18 protein-coding genes are annotated in these 24,883 nt (G+C 40.5%); 9 read left to right on the top strand and 9 right to left on the bottom strand.

The window, feature by feature from the left end:
- The first annotated feature begins 166 nt into the window (after positions 1-166).
- Both Q8M41_RS16725 and Q8M41_RS16730 read left to right on the top strand, forming a co-directional pair.
- The gene (locus Q8M41_RS16725; RefSeq protein WP_305366444.1) at positions 167-529 is read left to right on the top strand and encodes a hypothetical protein; all 363 of its coding nucleotides are present in this window, start codon (positions 167-169) and stop codon (positions 527-529) included.
- A gap of 49 nt (positions 530-578) precedes the next feature.
- Positions 579-1,616: an alkane 1-monooxygenase gene (locus Q8M41_RS16730; RefSeq protein ID WP_305366445.1), complete on the top strand. Its 1,038-nt coding sequence runs from the start codon at positions 579-581 to the stop codon at positions 1,614-1,616.
- Between the two features lie 166 nt (positions 1,617-1,782).
- Here Q8M41_RS16730 and Q8M41_RS16735 read toward each other — a convergent pair whose 3' ends face one another.
- Positions 1,783-2,478: an NUDIX domain-containing protein gene (locus tag Q8M41_RS16735; protein WP_305366446.1), complete on the bottom strand. Its 696-nt coding sequence runs from the start codon at positions 2,476-2,478 to the stop codon at positions 1,783-1,785.
- 118 nt (positions 2,479-2,596) lie between these two features.
- Here Q8M41_RS16735 and pfkA point away from each other — a divergent pair, with 118 nt between their 5' ends.
- The 4 genes from pfkA to Q8M41_RS16755 all read left to right on the top strand — a co-directional run bounded on the left by pfkA (position 2,597) and on the right by Q8M41_RS16755 (position 6,669).
- A complete protein-coding gene (pfkA, locus tag Q8M41_RS16740; protein ID WP_305366447.1) occupies positions 2,597-3,580 on the top strand; it encodes a 6-phosphofructokinase in 984 nt (327 codons plus the stop codon).
- 3 nt (positions 3,581-3,583) lie between these two features.
- A complete protein-coding gene (locus tag Q8M41_RS16745; protein WP_305366448.1) occupies positions 3,584-4,432 on the top strand; it encodes a hypothetical protein in 849 nt (282 codons plus the stop codon).
- A gap of 95 nt (positions 4,433-4,527) precedes the next feature.
- Complete coding sequence (gene gap, locus Q8M41_RS16750) at positions 4,528-5,526, top strand: type I glyceraldehyde-3-phosphate dehydrogenase (RefSeq protein WP_305366449.1); 999 nt, start codon at positions 4,528-4,530, stop codon at positions 5,524-5,526.
- Positions 5,527-5,700: 174 nt separating this feature from the next.
- Entirely contained in the window at positions 5,701-6,669 is a 969-nt protein-coding gene (locus tag Q8M41_RS16755) for a Gfo/Idh/MocA family protein (protein WP_305366450.1), read from the top strand.
- Positions 6,670-6,684: 15 nt separating this feature from the next.
- On the opposite strand, the gene glgB is transcribed toward Q8M41_RS16755, so the two are convergent.
- The 3 genes from glgB to Q8M41_RS16770 all read right to left on the bottom strand — a co-directional run bounded on the left by glgB (position 6,685) and on the right by Q8M41_RS16770 (position 14,271).
- Positions 6,685-8,640: a 1,4-alpha-glucan branching protein GlgB gene (glgB, locus tag Q8M41_RS16760; protein WP_305366451.1), complete on the bottom strand. Its 1,956-nt coding sequence runs from the start codon at positions 8,638-8,640 to the stop codon at positions 6,685-6,687.
- A 49-nt stretch (positions 8,641-8,689) separates the two neighbouring features.
- Positions 8,690-11,146 carry a TIM-barrel domain-containing protein gene (locus Q8M41_RS16765; RefSeq protein ID WP_305366452.1) on the bottom strand — a complete coding sequence of 819 codons (2,457 nt, stop codon included), beginning with the start codon at positions 11,144-11,146 and terminating at the stop codon, positions 8,690-8,692.
- 248 nt (positions 11,147-11,394) lie between these two features.
- Positions 11,395-14,271: a TonB-dependent receptor gene (locus Q8M41_RS16770; protein WP_305366453.1), complete on the bottom strand. Its 2,877-nt coding sequence runs from the start codon at positions 14,269-14,271 to the stop codon at positions 11,395-11,397.
- Positions 14,272-14,493: 222 nt separating this feature from the next.
- Between Q8M41_RS16770 and Q8M41_RS16775 the strand changes: the two genes are divergently transcribed.
- The 3 genes from Q8M41_RS16775 (at position 14,494) to Q8M41_RS16785 (ending at position 18,680) form a co-directional block, all read left to right on the top strand.
- Positions 14,494-16,935, top strand: coding sequence for a penicillin acylase family protein (locus tag Q8M41_RS16775; protein ID WP_305366454.1), 2,442 nt, complete (start codon positions 14,494-14,496; stop codon positions 16,933-16,935).
- A 28-nt stretch (positions 16,936-16,963) separates the two neighbouring features.
- Positions 16,964-17,314 carry a hypothetical protein gene (locus Q8M41_RS16780; protein WP_305366455.1) on the top strand — a complete coding sequence of 117 codons (351 nt, stop codon included), beginning with the start codon at positions 16,964-16,966 and terminating at the stop codon, positions 17,312-17,314.
- A gap of 379 nt (positions 17,315-17,693) precedes the next feature.
- A complete protein-coding gene (locus tag Q8M41_RS16785) occupies positions 17,694-18,680 on the top strand; it encodes an acyl transferase (RefSeq protein WP_305366456.1) in 987 nt (328 codons plus the stop codon).
- Positions 18,681-18,775: 95 nt separating this feature from the next.
- On the opposite strand, the gene Q8M41_RS16790 is transcribed toward Q8M41_RS16785, so the two are convergent.
- The 5 genes from Q8M41_RS16790 to Q8M41_RS16810 form a co-directional block, all read right to left on the bottom strand.
- The gene (locus Q8M41_RS16790) at positions 18,776-20,230 is read right to left on the bottom strand and encodes a Gfo/Idh/MocA family protein (protein ID WP_305366457.1); all 1,455 of its coding nucleotides are present in this window, start codon (positions 20,228-20,230) and stop codon (positions 18,776-18,778) included.
- Positions 20,231-20,266: 36 nt separating this feature from the next.
- A complete protein-coding gene (locus Q8M41_RS16795) occupies positions 20,267-20,833 on the bottom strand; it encodes a gluconate 2-dehydrogenase subunit 3 family protein (RefSeq protein WP_305366458.1) in 567 nt (188 codons plus the stop codon).
- Positions 20,834-20,844: 11 nt separating this feature from the next.
- Complete coding sequence (locus tag Q8M41_RS16800) at positions 20,845-22,524, bottom strand: GMC oxidoreductase (RefSeq protein WP_305366459.1); 1,680 nt, start codon at positions 22,522-22,524, stop codon at positions 20,845-20,847.
- A gap of 99 nt (positions 22,525-22,623) precedes the next feature.
- A complete protein-coding gene (locus Q8M41_RS16805) occupies positions 22,624-23,406 on the bottom strand; it encodes a hydroxypyruvate isomerase family protein (RefSeq protein ID WP_305366460.1) in 783 nt (260 codons plus the stop codon).
- A gap of 31 nt (positions 23,407-23,437) precedes the next feature.
- The gene (locus tag Q8M41_RS16810; protein WP_305366461.1) at positions 23,438-24,694 is read right to left on the bottom strand and encodes a nucleoside permease; all 1,257 of its coding nucleotides are present in this window, start codon (positions 24,692-24,694) and stop codon (positions 23,438-23,440) included.
- Between the last annotated feature and the right edge of the window lie 189 nt (positions 24,695-24,883).

Raw genomic sequence — 24,883 nt, forward strand, 5'->3', positions numbered from 1 at the left:
TCCTATATTTTATCGGACAAACCAAATGGTACAACAGCAAATTCTTATTATGACGTTTATGAATATGTTCACTCATAAAACAAATATAAGATTAGGCCAGAACCCCGAAGCAGAGCTTCGAGGAATTCTTTTGATTAAATCGAATTCTTAACCTAAACCTAAAAAAATGAATCAAATTCTTTCCCACGGTCTATTAAGAGTGATTTTTGCAATCCCGTTTGCAGTATTCGGTGTGATGCATCTTATGTCTGCCGACAAGATGCAGGGAATGGTTCCTAGCTATGTTCCTGGCGGGGTAATCTGGGTGTACATCATTGGTGTTTTATTAATTCTGGGTGCTGCTGGTTTCATAATCAACAAATCGGTGCAACTTGCAGGCTATTTATTAGGTGGATTAATGCTGGTTTTTGTACTGACCATACACCTGCCGGTGGTTATGGGTGGTGATCAAAATGGGATGGGAAACTTATTGAAGGATCTTGCCATGATGGCTGGAGCACTTTATATAGGAAGTTCTTCATCTAAATAAAAGCAGGAATTTATTTTTTATTATTCGCTGCCAAACCCTAAGATCAAAAATGCGTACTGAAGTTAAGAGAACTGGCAGATCCTTCCGAAACTGGAAGTACTTTTTAAATCTGATTCCGGTAATACTGGTCATATTTGGAAATCTTTCGGGAGGCTGGTTTACGCTTTTGAATTTTACCTTTTCTTTTGTTGTACTTGGAATTGCTGAGATATTGCTTCCGGAAGACCATACAAATGATGATTGGATAGAAGATGAGTTACCGGATATCTTAATGATTTTATCGATTACCGGACAAATTTTAGCAATTTCAAGTCTCATTTATGGTATTTCAACAGGCATTATTCATGACCACTGGATAATTACTGCCGCACTCTCAACAGGTGGATCTTCTGGCACTCTGGCCATTGTTGTTGCTCATGAATTAATTCACAGAAAGCACAAGGCCTGGAATTTTGCTGGTCGCTTTCTTTTATTTACAGTTCTCAACCCCTATTTCTATATACATCACCTGCGTATTCACCATAAATATGTCGGTACAGATCAGGATCCGGTAACAGCAAAATTCGGTGAAAACTATTATCATTTTGTTGTACGTTCCATCGGCGGACAGTTGAAACAATCCATGCAAATGGAAAAACAACGTTGTGCGATTAAAAAACTGGCTCCATACGGATTAAACAATTATATGATTAGTTGTATATCTGGATACCTCGGAATCATGATATTTTGCGTGATCTTTTGGGGCTGGGAAGTATTAGCTGCAATTCTGCTCCAGGCCATTTTTGCAAACCTTTTGCTTGAATATACAAACTACATTGAACATTATGGTTTGAGCAGGGTGGACAATGAACGCGTGAATGAAAAACACTCCTGGCAGAGCGATAAGCTGATCAGCCGTTTTCTGCTCATCGACCTTAGCCGGCATTCAGATCATCACTTTCATGCCGCAAAGCCATTTAATCAATTGCTGTCTTATCCTGAAAGTCCGGTACTCCCGGGCGGTTATGCAAGTATGATGTTACCTGCCCTGATTCCCACTCTATGGTTCAAGCTTGTAGATAAAAAAATCCCGAAACATTTTTCGTAAAAACCCTGATTAAATAATTCCACCTACCCCCTGTCATTGCGGACCCCGATCCGCAACATTACGGACCCCAATCCGCAACATTGCGGACCCCGATCCGATGTCATTGCAAACGTGATCCGTTGTCATTGCAAACGTGATCCGATGTCATTGCGGACTTGATCCGCAATCACTTCCCAAACGTAATTTCCTTCTGGAACAGTTTGGCATATTTTCGCTTATCAAACTTATAGAGTTTGGCTGCTCTGTAGGATACACCCTTTTGCTTCTCATCCAGTTCTTTTAGAATACCATAATTCAGCATCTTCTTTCTGAAATTCCGCTTATCCAGCTTCTTGTTTAGTATGACTTCATACAGATGCTGAAGCTGGGTCAGGGTAAATTTTTCCGGAAGTAACTCGAATGCAATGGGCTGATAACTAATTTTGTGTCTGATCTTTTCAAAACCTTTGGAAAAGATCTTCTCATGATCAAAGGCCAGTTTTGGTAAATCATTTACGGGAATCCAGACTGCTTTAGACGCATAATTACTGACGGGCTTAAGATCCTTACTGCCACTTAATCTGATCATTGCATAATAGGCAACTGTAATTACCCTCCCCTGGGGGTGTCTGTTCACATCCCCGAAGGTATAAAACTGATCCATATAGATTCCTCTAAGCCCGGTTAGCTCATAAAGAATACGCTCAGCTGCATGATCAATACTTTCATCCTGCTCAACAATATATCCGGGCAATGCCCACCAGTTTTTGAATGGTTCTTCATTTCGTTCAATCAGAAGAATCTTCAATTCTCCTTCATCGAAACCAAATATTACACAGTCAATAGAAAATACCGAATCGAACTTAGGCAGGATTGTTCCCAAAATGTAAAATTTAAAAACTAAATATATAAGGTTTAGTCATAAAGTATGAAAAAATATTCAAAAATTACTTAGTGTAAAAAATACACACTATATTCGTGCATATTATTCATAATCAGATTTGTCAGGAATAAGAAAAATAGGCGTTTTTACTTCGGGAGGTGACGCACCCGGAATGAATGCATGTATCAGAGCAGTTGTTCGTACCGCGGTATACATGGGCATCGAAGTAGTAGGTATCCGCAAAGGATATCAGGGAATGCTGGATAGTGATTTTTGGGACATGGACGCACGTTCAGTCGGAAATATCATTCATCTGGGTGGAACCATCCTAAAAACTGCCCGCTGTCTGGAGTTCAAGACAGATGAAGGGACAGAAAAGGCATACAATAATCTGAAAGCAAAAGGAATCGACGCTTTGGTTGCAATAGGCGGCGATGGTACAGCGAGAGGTGCAGAGCGTCTTTCTTCACGATTTGATATTCCGATCATGTGTATTCCCGGAACAATTGACAATGATCTTTATGGTTCTGATTTCACCCTTGGATTCGATACCGCAACCAATACGGTTATTGAAGCAATTGATAAGATAAGAGATACTGCGGCATCGCATAACCGGCTGTTCTTTGTAGAAGTAATGGGGCGAGATTCAGGATGCATTGCTTTACGTTCGGGAATTGCAGGGGGAGCTGAGGCTGTTCTTTTACCAGAACGTGAGACTGCTATTGATGAACTCATCGAAAAGCTGTCGCTCGATGCCAGAAACAAAAAAACATCCAGTATTGTGATAGTAGCCGAAGGCGATAAAAGTGGCGGAGCCTATCAGCTAGCTAAACGTGTTACAGAAAAATTTGATTTTTACGACGTCAAAGTCACTATATTAGGGCACTTGCAACGCGGAGGCAGTCCGAGCAGTTTTGACCGTGTGCTGGCTAGTCGCTTAGGCTTTGCAGCAGTCAAAGGGTTGATCGCTGGAAATAGCCGGCAAATGGTAGGACTGCGGGGAAATTCAGTTGTGATGACACCCCTCGAGGAAGCATTAAATTTCACTCATTTTAAACTTGAGGACGATTTAATGGAAATGGTGAGTGTATTATCTATTTAATATATGATTGCAGTAGTTTATAGTGGATCAAGGCATGCCGATTGGAAGCTGGCTGAAAAAGGGAAGACAATTTCAGAATTCAAAACCCCTGGAATCAATCCATTTTTTAATGATGAAAACTATATTACGCAATTCCTCAATAAGAATATTCACTTAATTAACAATGCCGAAAAAATTAAATGGGTTTATTTTTTCGGGGCAGGAGCATCATCAAACGAGCGCAGGGAAATTGTTGCGAACGCCCTTGGCTGTTTTTTCAGATTCAGTAAGGTTATTGTTGACCATGATCTCAAAGCAGCAGCACTTGCGGCAAGCGGCGATGAACCCGGAATATTGGGTATTATGGGGAGCGGTTCAAATGCGGCTTATTTTGATGGAAAAAAAATAATAGAGAATAATTATGGCCTGGGTTATATTCTGGGTGATGAAGGGTCGTCCAACTGGCTGGGACGCAGATTGCTGAAATCATATCTGAATGATCTTCTTCCTGACGAATTCAAATTCAAATTCAAAAAGAAATATGACCTCGACAGGACTCAGATACTCGACAAAGTATACAGACAAGCTCAGCCTTCTTTGTTTTTAAGTTCATTTGCCGATTTTCTGATGGAGAATAAAGAGGATAGCTTTGTGAAAAACATGGTAACTGATGGTTTTGATATCTATTTTAAAACTTATATTATTCCTCTAAAAGAACAGTATCCGAATGTCCCATTGCACATAATTGGAACAGTAGCGGCGGGATTTCAGGAATATCTTCATCAGGCTGCACAAAACAATAACTTAAAAGTAAGCTCCGTTATTAAAGAGCCCATATATAACTTGTTAAAATACTATTCAAATAAAAATTAATAATGAACCATGTAAGTAACTTATATTAAAACACTTACGGAACCTGTTTCATTCAGGAGGATTCATAGACAATAAAAATAAAAAAAAATAAACAGATGAAAATTGGAATCAATGGATTTGGCCGAATAGGCCGTTTGGCTTTCAGAGCTGCAATTGAACGTGAAGGCATTGAAGTAGTTGGTATCAACGACCTTGTAGAGCCTGATTATATGGCCTATATGCTAAAGTATGATTCAACTCACGGTAAGTTTAAGGGAACAATTGAAGTTGAAGGCGGGCACCTGGTAGTAAATGGAAAAACTATCCGGGTTACTGCGGAAAAAGATCCTTCAAACCTGAAATGGGATGAAGTTGGAGCTGAAGTCATTATTGAATCAACAGGTTTATTTCTTACTCAGGCAGACGCACAAAAACATATTCAGGCCGGTGCAAAGAAAGTTGTTCTTTCTGCCCCAGCGAAGGATGATACCCCAACATTTGTAATGGGTGTAAATCACAAAGACCTGAAAGCAGATCAAACAATTGTATCTAATGCTTCCTGTACCACCAATTGCCTTGCCCCTCTTGCAAAGGTATTGAATGATGAGTTCGGGATTCTGGAGGGATTAATGACTACTGTACATGCCGCAACTGCTACTCAGAAAACTGTTGATGGACCATCAGCAAAGGACTGGAGAGGAGGAAGAGGTGCTTACCAGAATATCATTCCATCTTCAACAGGTGCAGCCAAAGCTGTGACTCTGGTCATTCCTGAATTAAAAGGAAAATTAACAGGTATGTCTTTCCGTGTTCCGGTTGCTGACGTTTCAGTGGTAGATCTGACTGTTCGTTTGAACAAACCAGCATCCTACGATCAGATCAAAAAGGCAATGAAAACAGCATCTGAAGGTGAACTGAAAGGTATTTTAGGATATACTGAAGAGGATGTTGTTTCAACTGATTTCCTTGGCGATGCACGTACCTCAATATTTGATGCAAAAGCAGGGATTGCCCTGAATGATAACTTCGTAAAAGTTGTGGCCTGGTATGACAATGAATGGGGTTACTCCAACAAACTGATTGACCTTGTACAGCATATCGCTAGTGTGAAATAATATTTGTAGCTTTCTATACTAACCTCGACCCTGCTTTATGTTTAAAGCAGGTTTTTTTTATTTTGACCGATACCGTTTACTAATTGATATTAACCACATGCAGATTTTTTGATTATAAATAATTATTTTCGTAACGCTGACAGGGTTTTAAACCCTGTCAGCGTTATGGGAAAAATGGATCAAATAGTTTGGGGTATAATCGGCTGCGGCAATGTTACTGAAGTCAAAAGCGGACCGGCTTTTAACAAAGTTGCGAACTCTTCATTGGTTGCCGTTATGCGCCGCGATAAAACACAGGCACAAGATTATGCACAAAGGCATCAAGTAAAAAAATGGTATTCCGATGCTGATGAACTGATCAATAATCAGGATGTCAATGCCATTTACATTGCAACCCCTCCCGATTCGCATGAGCAATACACTATTGCTGCTTTTAAGGCTGGCAAACCGGTTTATGTTGAAAAACCAATGGCCCTAAATTCTTCTGAAGCGCGGAGGATGCTGGAAGCCTCAGAAAAATATTCATGTAAGCTCAGTGTTGCACATTACCGCAGAGCTCAACCCAGGTTTTTAGAAATCCGTAACCTGATCCGAAATAGTTCTCTGGGTGAAATTCTATCTGCAGAAATCAGATTATTCCAGACCCCTACTCCGGGTGTAGCAGATACCTGGAGGGTAAACCCTTTAATTTCAGGTGGTGGTTTATTTCACGACCTTGCCCCACACCAATTGGATCTGATGCTTTATTTTTTTGGGGGGCCAAAATCGGTACAAGGAAGTTCATCTAACCGGGGGAAGAATTATCAGGCAGACGATTATGTGACAGCAGATATTATTTTTGGAGATAATGTGCCTTTCAAAGGGACCTGGGATTACACTGTCACATCCGAAAAAGAACTTGATCTCTGTGAAATTAAAGGAACAAAGGGAACCCTTCGTTTTCCAATCTTTACTGATGGATGTCAACTGATACTAGACGGTCAAACCAAAGACCTACATTTTCCTCCGATTCCACATGTACAACAACCTATGATCGAACAGGTTGTAAATTATTTCCTGAATAAGGGCCCTAATCCATGTTCGGCTTCAGAAGCCCTGATTGTGATGGAGATGATGGATCGGGTCTGCGGAAAACTTAAATAAGGAACTTCCTTAATTTCAATTCACCTTTTTCAGCACCAAACCCGCAAGAGGTGGAAGGTTCATCAGGCCTGATTGTGCTTTTCCATGCCAGAATATCTCTTCAGAAATAACATTTTGATCCGAAAATAAACCGGATCCATAAAAATGTGAATCATCTGAATTCAGTATTAGCTTCCACTTGCCCTCTGCAGGAAGTCCGATACGCCAGGCCTTCCTTAGTACCGGTGTCATGTTTAAAACAATTAAAAGATCATCAGAAGGATTATTTCCCTTTCTGGAATATACGAGCACTGAATTTTCGGCATCCCCCCCCTCAATCCATTCAAAACCAGCAGACTCGAAACTCTTTTCATATAAAGCAGGCTCTGATCGGTATACTTTATTCAAAGCAGTAACTGTCTCTTTAATACCCTGGTGCGGAGCATATTCCAGCAAATGCCAGTCGAGGGATTGATTAAAATTCCACTCTGCAGATTGTGCAAACTCACAACCCATAAAAAGGCACTTTGTACCCGGGTGTGTAAACATGTACAGGTATAATAACCTCAGATTAGCGAACTTCTGCCATTCATCGCCAGGCATCCTGTCAAGTAATGAGCCCTTGCCATGAACTACCTCGTCATGTGAAAATGGGAGCATGAAATTCTCTGTAAATGCGTAAACAGTACTAAAAGTTATTCCCTGATGGTTGTATTTCCTGTGGACAGGATCCTTCCCAAAATAGTCGAGTGTATCATGCATCCAGCCCATCATCCATTTCATCCCAAAACCCAATCCACCCATAAAAGTAGGCCTGCTTACACCGCTAAATGCAGTAGATTCTTCAGCTATGGTCTGAACATCAGGAAAATTGGAATAAACAGCCTCATTGAATTCTCTGATAAAATTTATTGCTTCCAGATTTTCACGTCCACCCTCATCATTAGGTATCCATTCACCCTCCTTTCTCGAATAATCAAGATATAGCATCGATGCTACAGCATCTACACGCAAACCATCGGCATGATATCGGTCAAGCCAGAATATGGCATTGCTAATCAGAAATGACTTCACCTCATTCCTGCCGTAGTTGAATATATAGGATTTCCAGTCGGGGTGAAAACCCTTCCTCATATCTTCATGCTCATATAAATGGGTTCCATCAAAACGATAGAGGCCATGTTCATCACCGGGAAAATGGGAAGGTACCCAATCAAGAATCACTCCTATGCCTGCTTCGTGCAATTGTTCAATCAGATACATTAAATCCTGTGGAGTTCCATATCTGGAAGTGGCAGCAAAATATCCGGTAATCTGATAACCCCATGAAGGATAGAACGGATGCTCCATTAATGGAAGAAATTCTACATGGGTAAATCCTGTTTCCAGAAGGTATGGAATAAGCTTCTCTGCCATTTGGCGATAGCTCAAAAACTCATCAGGCGATTCAGGACTACGTGCCCAGGATCCAAAATGCATTTCATAAACCGACATGGGTTTATTCAGGGCATTTATATCATACCTCGATCTCATCCATGGACCATCCTTCCACTCGTACCAGGTATCCCAAACGATAGAGGCCGTAGATGGCGGCTCTTCCCATCTTAATGCAAAGGGATCGGCTTTTTCAAGACTCTCTCCTGAATTTGACTGAATATAATATTTGTAAACTTCCCCGGTTCCAATTCCCGGAATAAAAGCTTCCCATATCCCGGATTCATCCCACCTGACCTGCATGGGATGAGAGGCCTTATTCCATCCATTAAAATTACCCTCTACGAAAACCTGGCGGGCATTTGGTACCCATACTGCAAAATATGTACCCTTAACTCCTCCATGCTCAACAACATGAGAACCTAATTTTTCATATAACCTATAATGTTTACCCGATCTGAAAAGACTGATATCAAAATCCGAAAAACGGGAATACCATGAGTCTGTCGATACAGATTCGTTCTTTACAGCCTGAATGGCATTAACTTTTTTTGCCATAATTAGGGTAGATTACGTTACATGAATATTTTATTAATCATTTAATATATCAGGCAAGGATTTCTATTCGTCTGAAATTCTTACTCGACTTTATTCTAACACGCTTCAAATCATCAAACTCCAGATCGTTAGTAAATTCTTTTCCGTCGATCAACACTTTAGAAGGGGTAAATGGCAAGCCAATTATTTTCAAATCATAAGTTTCATAACGGGGGGTGAATAAACCTTCTACTGTTTGTACAATAGTCATGGATTTGTGATCGCCATTCACCACATACTTTTTCTCAAGGTAGATATTCTGCTCGAAGGCAAAGGTATCGTCATGATCCTCAAAATAGAAAGAATTCACTTCATAGTCAGAGTAATAAATCTGAAAAATCAGCTCATCAACCTCATACTCACCTACATATTGCATCAGGGGTGATTCCGGAATAACAGAACCTGCTTTTACAAAAATAGGCATTGAATCAATAGGCGCAGGTATCAGATGTTCCTGCCCTCCGACAAAGGATTCATGCGTCCAGTAATTATACCATTTACCGGCAGGTAAATACACATTTTTACTTGTCGCCCCGGGATCACTTACCGGAGCGACTAATATCTTATCTCCGAAAGTAAATATATCCTGAATGCTGTGTGTTAGAACATTTTCCTGTTCCTGCATGACCAATGGCCTGAGGATAGGGAAACTATGCCTGTAATGCTCCCAGAAAGCCGAGTAAATGTAAGGAAGCAGTCGGTACCTGAGTTCTATGAATTTACGATTGATATCTTCATACTCCTGTCCGAAACTCCATGGCTCGCGCTCTGCAGTATCTCCTGCTGAATGAGCGCGCATGAATGGTGAAAATACACCCATCTGTATCCAGCGTGCAAATAACTCACCATCAGGTTCACCACTGAAACCACCAATATCTGTACCACAGAAAGAGATACCTGATATTGATAAACGCTGGCATTGTACTATGCCTATTTTAAGGTGTTCCCAGGAAGCAACATTATCCCCAGTCCACACCGTAGCATAACGCTGAACACCAGAATAACCTGCCCTGGTAATAGTAAATGGCCTTTTATTCTTTTGAAGTTTTTTCAATCCTTCATAAGTGGAGCGTACCATCTGCATGCCATAAATATTATGGGCTTTGCGGTGCGATCCATGAAATCCATCGTAATTATGACGCACATCAACCGGGAAAGTACCTGATCCGAATACAGCGGGCTCATTCATATCATTCCAAACTCCGGCTACTCCTGCATCAACAAGCTCCTTGAATAATCCTCCCCACCATTCCCGTACTTTAGGATTTGTAAAGTCGGGAAACTGACATCTCCCAGGCCAAACATGCCCCTCCATAAAATAATCATCACAACGCCGGCAGAAATAGTTATTTTGCTTACCCTCCTTAAAAATTCTGTAGTTTTCGTCAACTCTGATTCCCGGATCTATGATAACCACCATCTTAAATCCATCATCGGCCAGTTCCTTCATCATCCTTGCGGGATCAGGAAAATATTTTCTGTTCCAGGTAAAACAGCGATATCCATCCATATAATCTATGTCGAGATAGATCGCATCACAAGGAATCTTCCGCTCACGAAAATTACGGGCTATATCTTTTACTTTCTTTTCAGGATAATAACTCCAGCGACACTGATGAAAACCCAATGTCCATTTTGCCGGCATCTGATGAGTTCCTGTCAGACTATGATAGCGCTTCAGTACATCCATCATATGCGGACCATGAATATAATAATATTGCATTTCGCCACCATCAGCCCAAAAACTTATTTTATCCTTATCCTGACAGGCAAAATCAAAATGGCTTTTGAAGGTATTATCAAAAAATATCCCATAACTGATACCTTCATTAATACCCATATAAAATGGGATGGTTCTGTAAAGCGGATCCTGCCCTTTCCCAAAAGAATAAGCATCGGTATTCCAATTTATATAACGGTTGCCACGTAGATTGAAATCGCTCGACTTATCACCTAATCCGAAAAAACTTTCTTCTTCATTGCATTTTTTTGTCGCGTATACATAATATCCACCAAAATCAACATTCTCTTCCCAATGCATAGCACTCAGATCCTGATTGATCAAATGACCATGAATGTCTTCAAACGATACTAAAAAATCACTCTTGTTTATTACACAGGCTACAGTATTCGTTTGAACACTATAGGTATGTTCATCTTCAATACATGAAAATACTGTAACTTTTTGCTCAGTATGGCTGAGAGCGTAGGAAAACTCTTCAAGAAATACTCCCTGCGGAGCAAGTCTGACTCGTATTATTTCATCACTTACCACACGTACCTCAACCTGAGCACTCCCGTCAGAGAAGAAAAAACTATTGCCTTCCTGCCGGTACTCTTTTACAGCTGCCAGATACTTTTTAACGATGGGCTCAAGCCCCACAATCGGATTATTTACGTGTTGAATATCATCCTCAAGATCATTGACATCCAAAACCGTAGATAAGGAATCCTTACTTACTTCCATATTTTATTCTTTATTATATATTAAATGTCTTCTCCTGTTAGATATCTGAGAAGCCGGGGCTAAAGTTTAGCTTAAACAATTCTGTATACTGCTTAAATTAATACTAAGCCACATAGTTAGAAATAAAAATCGAATCTGCCATATTTCTATACAAATAAGTCCCGCTCCATTACATGGAACGAGACTTATAAATTGGTTAGTATAAAATTTTCAGATCATTTAAATAGAGTCCTATTTGATGCCTGATCTTATTGATTAAATGTAAAGCCAATATAATACATACCGCCCATCTCAGGGTTTCCGTATGATGTTACATAGTACTTATTGAATATATCTGATGCTCCGATCTTAACCATACCCTTCACTGAAGGAATTTTCAGATTCACCTGAGCATCTACAGTTCCAAAAGATGGAACCGCTCCTGAGGCAAAAGATGATGCCCAATAGAATGAATCCTGCCAGCGGTATGAAACATTCATACCTACATTCTTTGCAACACTGCGATTACTGACTCCCAGGTTATAGCGTACTTTTGGAGTGTTAAAATCATTTACATAAGTTGCAGGAAGATCCCCTATCTGATTATATGAAACATTACCATTCAGATTGAATTTTCCGATTAAATAATCCAGTCCAAGTGCCATTCCGTAAGCAGAAACATCACCAGCAGCATTAACCGGTACACCAAACTTGGTAAATGCTGTGCCATTTTGCTGGAATACCTCGATAGCAGTAATGAAATCCTTGTAAGAATTATAATATCCATAGGCATCAACCAATACATTACTTCCAAGTAATCCTTTATATCCAAGTTCGTAAGCTTTTACACTTTCAGGTCTTACACCTTTAGGATCGAATGTATAGGTCTGAAGTAAAGCAGGGTTTGCTGCTCCTGCTGAAGCTGAAGCTAGGAAATTCCTGTAGCTGACATCTGTAAACGGTTTATTAGTATATAGGTTATACTTTTGAACCATCTCAGGTAAACCACCAATTAAACGGGTTGATCCGCCACCCACAGAAAGGTCGATGTACTGATTTTGTGTGGTTGGATTACGGTAACCGGTTTGGTAAGATAAGCGGATATTATTATTGGGTGCAACGGTATAAACACCTGTAATTCTAGGTGTAAACCTGCCCTCAAAATTCATGTTTTTATCATAACGACCAGAAACAGCAAGTTTGAATGATTCACTTAGCTTTTTACCCATTTGAATAAAGGCACCAGTCTCATCAATATCAATTGTGCGGTTAAGATCATCAAATACTGTACCTGCAGAATTCAGGTCATATCTTCTGAATGATGCTCCTACCTGAAGATCCAAAGCACCTTTCAAAGCATTTGTGAAATTATACATTCCCTCATAATGCCAAAGATTACTTTTATCATCAAATTTTGCGCCCAGACCTGAACTGATCGTAGTGTTCATGATTTTGTGTTTAGCAGCTGCGAATTGTGCAGAACCGGGTTCAAATCTACCCTGATCGGCAACAGAACGGGCCATTGCATGGGCCTGAGCATCAGGTAAACCGGCAGAACGTGCACCTACATAATTACCAATATATTGAGGGAACCATGTGGTACTTGCCTTTGATGTTTCATTAATATAACTACCAAGGATTGAAGAGATGTAAGAATCTCCGGAACGCTCTTGTGTGGTATAACCACGAACAACAAAGTCTTCTCCCTTCAACTCCAGTTTGTATTGTCCGATACTGAAATTTCGTAGTGAATAACGATCTGAACCAGTATAAACGGATGTACCAGAACCCCAGTTAGCCTGAAAAATGGCTTGAACTGTGTTACTTAGTTTATAATGTAATGAAGTCGATGTTTTCAATGATTTGGTATTATAATCGACAAGATTAACCTCATTATATCCGGTTCTTGAAACAGCCTGATCAGGAATAATTCCTGCCCTCAAACCGAAGTTGAAAGGAAGAACATTTTGAATAGTAGGTCTTAATGCAGCCGGAAAAGCACTCAAAAATCCACCAATCTGAGCAGGAGTAGCCGTTGGAGGTAGAGAGGCATTGATCATCCCGATAATATTTGGAATTGCACCACCAGTTGCTGCTGCAACACCGGCATTAGTTGCCGATTGAACTGAGTTTGCAATAATTCTCATATTTTGACTCACTTCATCACCATAGCTATTTATACCATCATAATTTGGATCAGTGCTCCGGTTACCGTTTTTAAAGGTTCTTGCGGTACGATCAAAGTTAGAATAGTTTGATGCCTGCCAGTCGTCCGCCTGCAGGAATGAAAATGTAGTCTTAAATGCAAATTTATTCCAGGCTTTGGCAACCCGAACTCCAGCTTCCTCAAATGGCTGGGTATCACGTAACGGATCATTTACATGGTTTATTCCTTTCTTGATCGAAAAGCTGACACCTTCTGATGTAAATGGATCTTTAGATGTCATTAACATTGTTCCGTTGATACCACCTGCACCATATAAAGCAGAGGAAGCACCTGGAAGAAGCTCAACATTATCAACATCCAGTTCAGATATACCTATAATATTACCCACTGAAAAATTCAGACCTGGAGCCTGATTATCCATACCATCTATATACTGGTTAAATCGGGTATTACCGTTGGCATTAAAACCTCTGGTATTGATTGATTTAAAAGTTAAACTTTGTGCACTCATCTCAACACCTTTCAGATTATTAAGGGCGTCATAAAAGGTTGGTGATGCAGTTTCGCGTATTGCAGCCTGTCCGAAACGCTCAATTGAAACCGGAGATTCCAAAATCCGCTCCGGGGTACGTGAAGCGGCAACTACAACCTCCTGTCCCAGAATCGACTGTGATTCCATAGCAAATGCCAAATCAGAAACTGAAGCCCTTACTTCCTGCTCGATTGATTTATAACCAAGATAACTGATCACAATTGTAAATGGGGTACTCTCAGAGGTACTGAAAGTAAACTTACCATCTGCATTTGTGGATGTCCCAATTGATTTTCCTTTTACATTAATGGAAACTCCGGGTAAGGTTTCATTTGTTTGTTTGTCGGTAACAGTTCCCGAAATAGTAATGCTTTGAGCAAATGCCATTGATATGGTCAGTGTAAGCAGGACTAAAAAACAGGCAAAACGAGTAAAGTTTCTGTTCATAATTCTCAGATTTATATTGGTTAAAAACATTTTAACTATACAAAATACTGTAATATTTTAATTCAAACAAAGGATTTTGATATTTATTTATGCTTGCATAGTAAAATTCCCGCTCCATTCACAAATATCAAGGAATTCGGACCTTTTTTAAATTGCGCCAAAGCAAACATAATTTTGAATTAACTATTAATTTTTAACATATTTAATTTTTTAAAAAATCTCATGAAAATAGGTAAAGCAGTCCTTTCAGGTCTTTTTGCTTTTGCATTGATCTATGCCCTCAATAATAAATTCGGGGATATTCCACCACTTGCCAGATTCCTTGATCCATTCAATGGTTTCTGGGCAAATGCTGAAAACAAAGTGCAGGACCCTGAAAAGGATTTGACAATTGAAGGCTTAAACGGTCTGGTTGAAATCCATTTTGATGATCAGATGATCCCTCATATTTTCGCTGACAATGATCATGACCTGTATTTTGCTCAGGGCTATATCACTGCAAAAGACAGATTATGGCAAATGGATTTTCAGACGCGTTTTGCTGCCGGAAGACTCTCGGAGGTGGTTGGTCCAAAAGCAATTGAACTCGATCGATACCAGCGACGTATGGGAATGAGCTTCGGAGCCGAGAACATGGTCGAAGTAATGATGAAGGATCCTGAGATCAAGGCTATAATGAACGCCTATTCTGCAGGTGTAAACGCCTATATACATTCTCTGAAACCTGCCGATTATCCAATTGAATTCAAGCTTTTAAATTATGAACCCGAAGATTGGAAACCATTATACTCTGCCCTATTATTGAAACTCATGTCGGCCACCCTTGCCGGAGGTTCCAATGAATTCTATATGAATAATATCCTGCAGAAATATGGACCGGAGATTACCAAAGATCTTTTCCCGGATTATCCTTTCAGAGAGGATCCGATCATACCTGTTGGAACAAAATGGGATTTTGATCCGATTAACATCCCACAAATACCTGCCATAAGTGAAAATAAAACTACTTCCAATATAAAAACAAAAGAAAAAGAAGAAGGTATTGGAAGCAATAACTGGGCACTTTCGGGATCTAAAACCGCCAGTGGCTTTCCTTTACTATCCAACGACCCTCATTTAGACCTTACCCTGCCTGCTATCTGGTATCAGATCCAGCTTGCATCGACCGATATGAATGCCTGCGGAGTTTCGATTCCTGGTTCACCGGGAATTATTATCGGTTTTAACAAGGATGTGGCATGGGGGGTAACGAATGTAGGTGCTGATGTTCTTGACTGGTACAACATTAAGTTTAAAGATGCTTCAAAAAAGGAATACTGGTTCGATAACAAATGGAATCCAGTAAAGGAGCGGATTGAGAACATAAAAATCAGCAATGGTCAAACATTGACCGATACTGTTTTGTACACCCATCATGGACCTGTAGTTTATACCAGCGAACAAAGACCTGATAATTTTTCTAAGATCAATAATATACCGACCGGTCATGCCTTAAAATGGGTTGCCCATATTGGCTCAAATGATGTCAGGACATTCATCTCCCTTAACAAGGCAAAGAATTACGACGACTATCGTAAAGCGCTAACTTATTTTTCTGCTCCTGCACAGAATTTTGTGTTTGCAAGTGTTGAAAATGATATTGCGATCACACCAAATGGCTATTTCCCTTTGAAATGGAAGGGACAGGGCAAATTTTTACTGGATGGAACAGATCCTGCAAATGACTGGAAAGACAGGATTCCGGCAGAACATAACCCAACCGTCAAAAACCCTGAACGGAATTTTGTAAGCTCGGCAAATCAGTTTCCATCTGATCAGAGCTATCCATATTACCTTAACTGGGAATATTCTGGTTACGAGCGTTCACACCGCATCAACAAAAGACTATCGGTAATGACTCAGGCAAATGTTGATAGCCTTCAAAATTTACAGAATGATAATTACAGTATCCTGGCTGAAAATATTTTATCAACCTTGGTCAGCCTGATTGATTCCGAGAAACTGAATGCCAGTGAACGTGAAGGATTTGAGATAGTCAGCAAATGGAATAAATTTTTCGATGCTGATGAAATTGGGGCAAGCATCTTTGAACTTTGGCATAAGAATCTGGGGATCCAGATCTGGCAGGATGATTTTGGTGATCCGAAAACACCAATGCGATATCCTTCGCGCGACAGGAATGTGGAGCTACTTCTCAATGAGCCCGATGCAGTATGGTGGGATAATGTAAAAACTGCAAAAAAAGAAACCCGTGCTGATCTGGTTAATGCCTCTTTTAAATTTGCTATCGACAGCCTCCAACGAAAATTCGGTCCTTTAGACAGCGACTGGGCATGGGCTAACTTGAAAAAGACCCATGTTCCCCATCTGGCCAAGGTCGCAGGATTCGGATCGAAGTTCCTTTATAATGGAGGATCAAAAACGTCGGTTAATGCAACAAGCGAAAGCAATGGCCCTTCATGGCGAATGATCGTTGCGCTTGGCAAGGATGTAAAGGCTTATGGTGTATTCCCCGGGGGTGAGTCAGGAAATCCGGGCAGCCATTATTATGATGATATGATCGATACCTGGTCGGATGGTAAACTAAATGAATTGGTTTACCTGAAAGCGAAAGATGAGAAGTCAAAACGCATCATTTCTTCCTGGAAACTAAGTAAAAAATAAACCGGCTAAAATCTTAAATAGAAAAATCATGCTTATACTTATTATCGCCATAGTTTCACTGATCTTACAATTTTTTCTTCCCTGGTGGATCATTGCACCCATTGCTTTTGGCCTTTCTTTCTGGATGGCCAGATCAGGTAAACAGGCCTTTGGCTCTGCATTCCTGGCTATATTCCTCTTATGGATAGGTATGGGATTAATCCATACTCTCCCAAATGAAAATATCCTGGCGAACAGAGTCGGGAGCATGCTAAGCCTGCCGGAAACTTCATTTAACTGGATAATTGTTCTGTTGATTTCTGGAATAATCGGGGGACTTGCATCCGGGTTTTCAGGACTATCAGGATTTTTATTCAAAGAAGCGGTGAAGAAGAGTTGAGAGTGGAGAGTTGAGAATGGAGAATGGACAAAAGTTGATAATTGGTTCATTGTAGATTTTGTTGACATTCCCTTGATTTTTTATTATACTTAGAATTAGTATTTGCTTCAAGTTAATATTTCTTCCAAAGAATTTCATGCAAACCTTATACCGACCTTATAGGACCCTTATACTGACTTTATACCGATATAGGTATAGGATAACAAGGCTTAAGCGAGGCTCAACCCTCTCGGGTGTCAGGGCTCATTTGATGATTAGTACTATATAGAATAGGGAATAGCACAATGACTGGTTCAATTAACAATACAATTCTCAACTCTCCCTTCTCAACCCGATGGCTATCGGGTCTCAACTAACAACACATTTCCTATCTTTGTACGTGCAAAATCTTAGCCCGGATCGTATTTTCTCTGTTTCTGATTCTCTGGAATTTGAAAAACTGTCTCTTGATATCTTCAACTATCAGGTTAGGAAATGTGAGGTTTACGAACGCTTTGTCAGCAATCTTGGGATTGACATCCGGGAGGTAAAAGACCTCAACAGTATCCCCTTTCTACCAATAGAATTCTTCAAAAGCCAGAAAATTAGCTGTTCTAAAGACGAGCCTGGTATTATTTTCAGCAGTTCAGGTACTACCGCACTAAGCCAGAGCAGGCATTTTGTACATAATATTGATTTCTATATTCAAAGCTACAGAACGGCTTTTAGCCTGTTTTATGGTGAGATCAGCAATTACACTGTACTGGCATTGCTGCCTTCCTACCTTGAACGCGATGGGTCATCATTAATTTATATGGTCAATGACCTGATCAGCTTAAGCAAACATCAAAAAAGTGGCTATTTTCTTGATAATCATGATCTTTTGAAGCAGACACTTCAGGAACTCAAGGCTTCTGAAAGCCCTACCATCCTGATCGGTGTGACCTATGCTCTGTTGGACTTTGTAGAAAACCATTCCATTGAGTTTCCGGAACTGATTGTGATGGAAACAGGAGGAATGAAAGGAAAACGCCGTGAAATTCTTAGAACAGAGCTCCATGAAGTCTTGTGTGCGGGTTTTGGAGTGCCAGGGATTCATTCAGAATATGGGATGACTGAACTGCTCTCACAGGCCTATTCTAAAGGATCAGGGATTTTTCAGTCTCCACCATGGATAAAAGTCAGAATCAGGGATACTAACGATCCACTAACCCTTCTGGGAAATGAATCTACCGGCGGACTTAACATTATCGATCTTGCAAATGTCCACTCCTGTTCTTTTATAGCTACCCAGGATCTTGGGAAATGTTATGCCGATGGTAGCTTTGAAGTTTTGGGCAGATTCGATCACAGCGATATCAGAGGTTGCAATTTACTTGTCCAGTAATTAAGAAAGAGATGTGAGATATGAGAAAAGATCAAAGAAATTATGGCTGCTACATATTAAATGAAGCAGCCATAAAACTTACAACTTATAACTTTCTAAGCTCCCAACGTCCAGCCCTTACGGTATTCCCGCTTAACGAACTGATTGGCTTCATCAAAGTTGGTAATTTTCATATTAGGGCCATCCCAAAGCAGTTTTTTATATCTTCCCGGATAGGTGAAACCATTCCCTGAAGCATTTGCTTTACGGATATCAAAACCCCGGATTGCTAAATTCCCCATCAGCAGGGCTTCAGTCAGAGGACCTGCAATAGAAAAGTCAGAACTAACCTCCTGTTTTCCATATCCCGCAATTGCAGCATCAACCCATTGAGTATAATGTCCTGCCTCTTGTCCCGGAACCCGTGCAAGTGTTGCAGGCACATTGATTTCAGCATTACGTGATGCTGGTAAAAGTCTTGGATTTTTACCATAGGTATCGCAAAGCATTTTACCTTTTGTACCGATAAATAATACTCCATTACCACCATCTCCAAATATCTCATCAGAACCCAGCTCCTGCGGACGGGCAGGTTGTATTCCACCATCCATCCAGTGCATTTTAACCTCTGCATTATTTTGCTTGCCGGAGTTAAAAGTCATAATTACATGAGAAGATGGAGGGCAGCTTTCAGGGAAGTATCCTCGTTTAAACTGATCCACATACACACTTCCCACACTACACTCAACATCAGTAGGATATTTCAGACCTAAAACCCGGAATGGTGCATCAACCAGATGACAACCCATATCCCCTAATGCTCCTGTACCATAATCCCACCATCCACGCCAGTTAAAAGGAACCAGCTTATCTACATAATCTGTCTGAGGAGCAGTACCAAGCCATAAATCCCAGTTAAGTTCTTTTGGAATATCACTTTTTGTTGCAGGCCATGCAACACCTTGTGGCCAAACAGGCCTGTCAGTCCAGCAATAAACTGTATGCACGTCACCAATCACTCCGGCATTATACCATTCTATTAGTTTACGAGTACCGTCACTGGATGCACCCTGATTACCCATCTGAGTTACTACTTTATAACGCACAGCAGCTTCTGTTAGAATCCTTGCTTCATAAATATCATGAGTGAGGGGTTTCTGAACATAAACATGTTTCTTCAACTGCATTGCTGCAAGCGTGGTGATTGCGTGATTATGATCGGGAGTCGAAACCGAAACCGCATCGAAATGTTTTGATTCTTTATCAAACATCTCGCGCCAGTCTTTATAGTATTTAGCTTTTGGGAAATTTTTAACAGATCCGGCAGCCCTGCGATCATCTACATCACATAAAAATCCGATTTCTGCCTTTCCTCCACTCGCAAAACCGGTAAGGTCGCTCGCTCCTTTACCACCGGCACCTACACCGGCGATTACCAAACGATCGCTAGGTGCTATAAAACCTTTACCACCCAAAACATGGCGGGGTACAATCATAAAACCTGCCGCAGCTAAAGCGGTAGTTTTCACGAAATCTCTTCTGGAACTACCAGACTTTCTTTCTTCCTTCATAAATATAGTTCAGATTATTAATGATCATTGTTCCTTTTATGCCCAGGCACGGTCGCCTTTTTTATAGGGCAGATTTCCATTATAACTTCCCGGTGTTTCAACATATTTCAGGGCCTTTGTGGCTCCAACTTCAGAGGTAAAAAAGCCTAGCAGGGTTAATTCCTTCATCATTCTGAAATAATGAGCAGGATCCTCTGTCGACTTCTTTTCAGTATAGGCCTTTTGTTCTGCATCCAGTGTACTAAGGTATGAAGTACGTTCCTCCGGACTGCAGTCTATGAAGTTTTTTCCGGTCTTATCCTTACATCCTTTATCCAGACTCTGTATCCCTGCTTTAAAAATTTCCTGATCGGCCTTAGTATAACAATCCTTAACCATCACATTCATAAATTCACCCACCTTAGCTTCTTTAGCTCCGGGGGTGTTGGTTTTTGGCAGTATGGTCTCTGCTATCTCATTGAGCAGGTCAGTGGTCGACTTATCAAAAAAATCTGAGGTCTGCTGAGTGCTTGAATTACATCCGTATTCAAGAAATATACTTGAACCGATAATAGTTCCGCCTAAAATCCAGCTAACTTTCTGTATTGCTTCTCTTCTGTTCATGATTTCCTGAATTAAATATTTCCCTTTTTCAGTTCGCTTACCGCATGATCAACAGCACGTGCCGTTAGAGCCATATAAGTCAATGATGGATTCTGGCAGGCAGCCGAAGTCATTGCAGCACCATCGGTAACAAATACATTTGGCGCGTCCCAAACCTGATTAAATTTATTTAGCACCGATGTTTTCGGATCCAATCCCATACGGGCAGTACCCATTTCATGGATTCCCTGTCCCAGGGCATAACCTGTATCAAATGTCTTAACATCCTTTAGTCCTGAATTTTCGAGCATTTCCTTCGCATCCTCCATCATATCCTTTCTCATTTTCAGCTCATTCTCCTTAATCTCGGCATCAATTGCCAAAACATTCAAACCCCATTTATCCTTTTTGGTTTTGTCGATAGTGACTTTATTTTCATGATAAGGGAGTGTCTCGCCAAAAGCAGTGATACCCATCGTCCATGCTCCCGGTTCGCATAGAGCATCTTTAAAGTCAGCTCCAATATTCATTTCAGCAACATTTCGGCCCCAGCCTTCGCGGCTCGCTCCGCCCTGGTAACCGAATCCACGTATGTAATCCCGTTTATCATCTCCTATGTTCCGGAAGCGTGGGATATAAATTCCAGTTGGTCTTCGTCCAAAATAGTATTTATCCTCAAAACCTTCCATTTTACCGGATGCCCCAAGACGGAAATGATGATCCATCAGGTTATGTCCCAATTCTCCGCTGCTGCTCCCAAGTCCACCATCCCAGATATCTGTTGCCGAATTCATTAGAATCCACGTAGAATTTAAAGTAGAGGCATTCAGGAAGATTATTTTTGCAAAGTACTCGTAAGTCTTGTTTGTTTCTGCGTCAAGCACTTCGACACCCTTTGCTTTTTTAGTATCCTTATCATAAAGGATCTTTGTGACAATTGAAAATGGACGCAATGTTAAATTACCTGTCGCCACTGCTGCAGGGAGGGTTGAAGATTGTGTACTAAAATATCCCCCGAAAGGGCAACCCAAGGAACATTTACTGCGGTACTGGCAATTTGTACGTCCGGGAAGCGCCTTTGTTAAATTAGCTGCTCTGCCTATGACCATGTGACGGTCACCTTTATAATGTGCTTTGATACGGGCAGCTACCTCTTTCTCAACCACATTCATTTCCATACCAGGCTGAAACTCACCATCAGGAAGCTGAGCTAAACCATTTCTGGTACCACTAATCCCTGCAAATCGTTCTACATGGCTATACCATTTCTCCAGATCCTTATACCTGATTGGCCAGTCGACTGCAATACCATCTTTTGCATTGGCTTCAAAATCCATTTCGCTAAGGCGATAACTTTGGCGCCCCCACATCAAAGATCTCCCACCTACATGATATCCGCGATACCAGTCGAAACGTTTTACTTCTGTATAAGGGCTATCCTGATCACTCGCCCAAAAATTTAAATTCTTTTCGCTTAGCGGGTAGTCTCTTTTTAATACCGGATAATCTTCGATCATCTGCTGGGTTCGTCCGCCTCTGTGGGGAAACTCCCAAGGACCTTTTGTCGCATTTTCATAGCCCTTTACATGCTCAACGTTGCGACCACGTTCAAGCATGATAGTTTTCAGACCCTTCTCTGTGAGTTCCTTGGCAGCCCAGCCACCACTGATCCCCGAACCAATCACTATTGCATCATACGTATTATCAGCCATACTCTTTATTTTTTATTTTCTATTTCTTGTTTCCTTTTTGATAAAGGAGCAAAGAATAAGGAACAAAGACTTAATCCTTCTTGCTCTTTAATCTCTTCTCTAAACATCACATATCCTGACAGCATCCTTTAACGACCAGGCTTTATCAGTATTTAATGGGATAAATTCCTGTGCAACATAGCCTTTAAACCCCGTATCAAGTATTGCCCTCATGATTGAAGGATAATTAAGTTCCTGCGATTCATCTATCTCATGACGACCGGGCACTCCGGCAGTATGATAATGAGCAATATACTGATTGTTGTCCTTTATCGTTCTGATTACATCGCCCTCATCAATCTGCATATGATAAATATCATATAAAAGTTTAAAATTTTCAGATCCTACTTTTTTTACCAGTTCAACACCCCAATGAGTTCTGTCACACTGATAATCAATATGATCGATCTTGCTATTGAGTAGCTCCATGACAATGGTTACTTTACTCTTTTCTGCAAGAGACATAATCTGCTTCAGACCCTCCGCACAATTTTGCAGTCCGGTTTCATCATCCATACCAGCTCTGTTCCCGCTAAAGCAAATCAAATTCTTATGTCCTGCTTTGGCAACCAGAGGAATCATTTCCCTGTAATTATTCAGTAATTCAAAATGATAAACCTTGTTATTCCAGCCCTTCTCCAAACTGATCTCTGCTCCGTTACACATGGTAGACTTGAGTCCATATTCTTCCAGGATCGGCCAGTCTGAAGGTCCAAGCAGGTCGATTCCGACCAACCCGATTTCATTTGCAAGTTTGCATAGTTCTTCAATCGAAAGTTCATCAAAGCACCAGCGGCAAACTGATTGATTAATATTACCTCTTAATGATTGAATACTAAGCATTTATTTAAAAACAAGAACAGTAAATAACCAATCATATTACATCAGGACTTTTATCCATATTCCTTTCAGAATTTTCCTTTTTCTGGCTAAAAGTAAAAAAGAACAACACCGCAACTACCACCGCTATGCCTGAAGCAAGCATCCATATTTTTTCCCAGTCGTGCTGAGTATCTGAGAGTTTATAAGCATCACTAACTATTCCAGCAACCCAGAAGCCAATCAACATTCCTATACCATAGGTAGCCAGTGTAATTAAACCCTGTGCTGCACTTTTATATTTATCACCTGCTTTTGAATTCGTGTATATCTGCCCCGAAACAAAGAAGAAGTCATAACAGATACCATGCAATGCTATTCCAACAATAAGCATGGAGATCAGTTCGTCTGCATTTCCATATGCGAATAACGTATATCTGATAGCCCATGCAATCATCCCGACTAAAATGGTCTTTTTAAACCCAAATCGGCTAAAGAAAAGGGGGAGGAGCAGCAGGAATAATACCTCTGATACCTGCCCGATGGTCATTTTTCCGGTAGGATTTTCCATTCCGATTTCGGAAAGAAAGAGGTTTGCATTCTGATAATAAAATGCAAGAGGGATACAGATTAAAATGGATGAAATAAAGAAAATCAAAAAATTTCTATTATTCAGCATTTTAAGGGCGTCAAGTCCCAATAAAGATGATAAAGCCACCTTTTCTCCTTTAAATACGGTGGGTGGAGTTTTTGGGAGGCTGAAACTGAAAACTCCCAGTATCACAGAAGATATCCCTGCCATAGCAAAGGTATTCCTTAAAAGTCCGTCCGTTACGCCTTCTGACGAGTCCCAGTGAAACAGGAAGCTGATGCATAAACCAGCAACGATCCAGCCAATAGTACCCCAAATACGAATCGAAGAGAACTCCTTTTCGGCACTTTTCATCTGGTTGAATGAAATTGAATTAACCAATGCAAGGGTAGGCATGAAGAGGATCATATACCCAAAAACATAAGGATAAAACCCTGCAAAGTCAGTTGCATAATACATCTGAGACATCAAAACGGCTCCAATCAGATGAAGAATCCCAAGTATCCTTTCGGCATTGAAATACCTGTCGGCGATCAAACCAATTATGAAAGGAGCAATTATGGCCCCAAAGGACTGAGTAGAAAATACCGCAGCAGTTTCTGAACCATTTGCAAGGAGATTTCTGCCAAGGAAAGTACCAAGTGTAACAAACCATGAGCCCCAAATAAAAAATTCGAGGAACATCATGAAAGATAATTTAATGCGAGTGAACAGGTTCATAAAATGCTTGATTGAACTAAAATAAGGAGCTGAATAAAAAAGATGACCTGCGGATCAGATGACTCATATAAAATCTTAAAATAAATGAAATTCAGATTTAATGTGTTTAAAATAAATGTATATTTTTATTTTTAATAATCATACTCAATTAAATACCATCCTGATCTTTTAACAGGCTGATAACATCCT

The sequence above is a fragment of the Daejeonella sp. genome (genome assembly GCF_030684675.1).
Classification (GTDB): domain Bacteria; phylum Bacteroidota; class Bacteroidia; order Sphingobacteriales; family Sphingobacteriaceae; genus Daejeonella.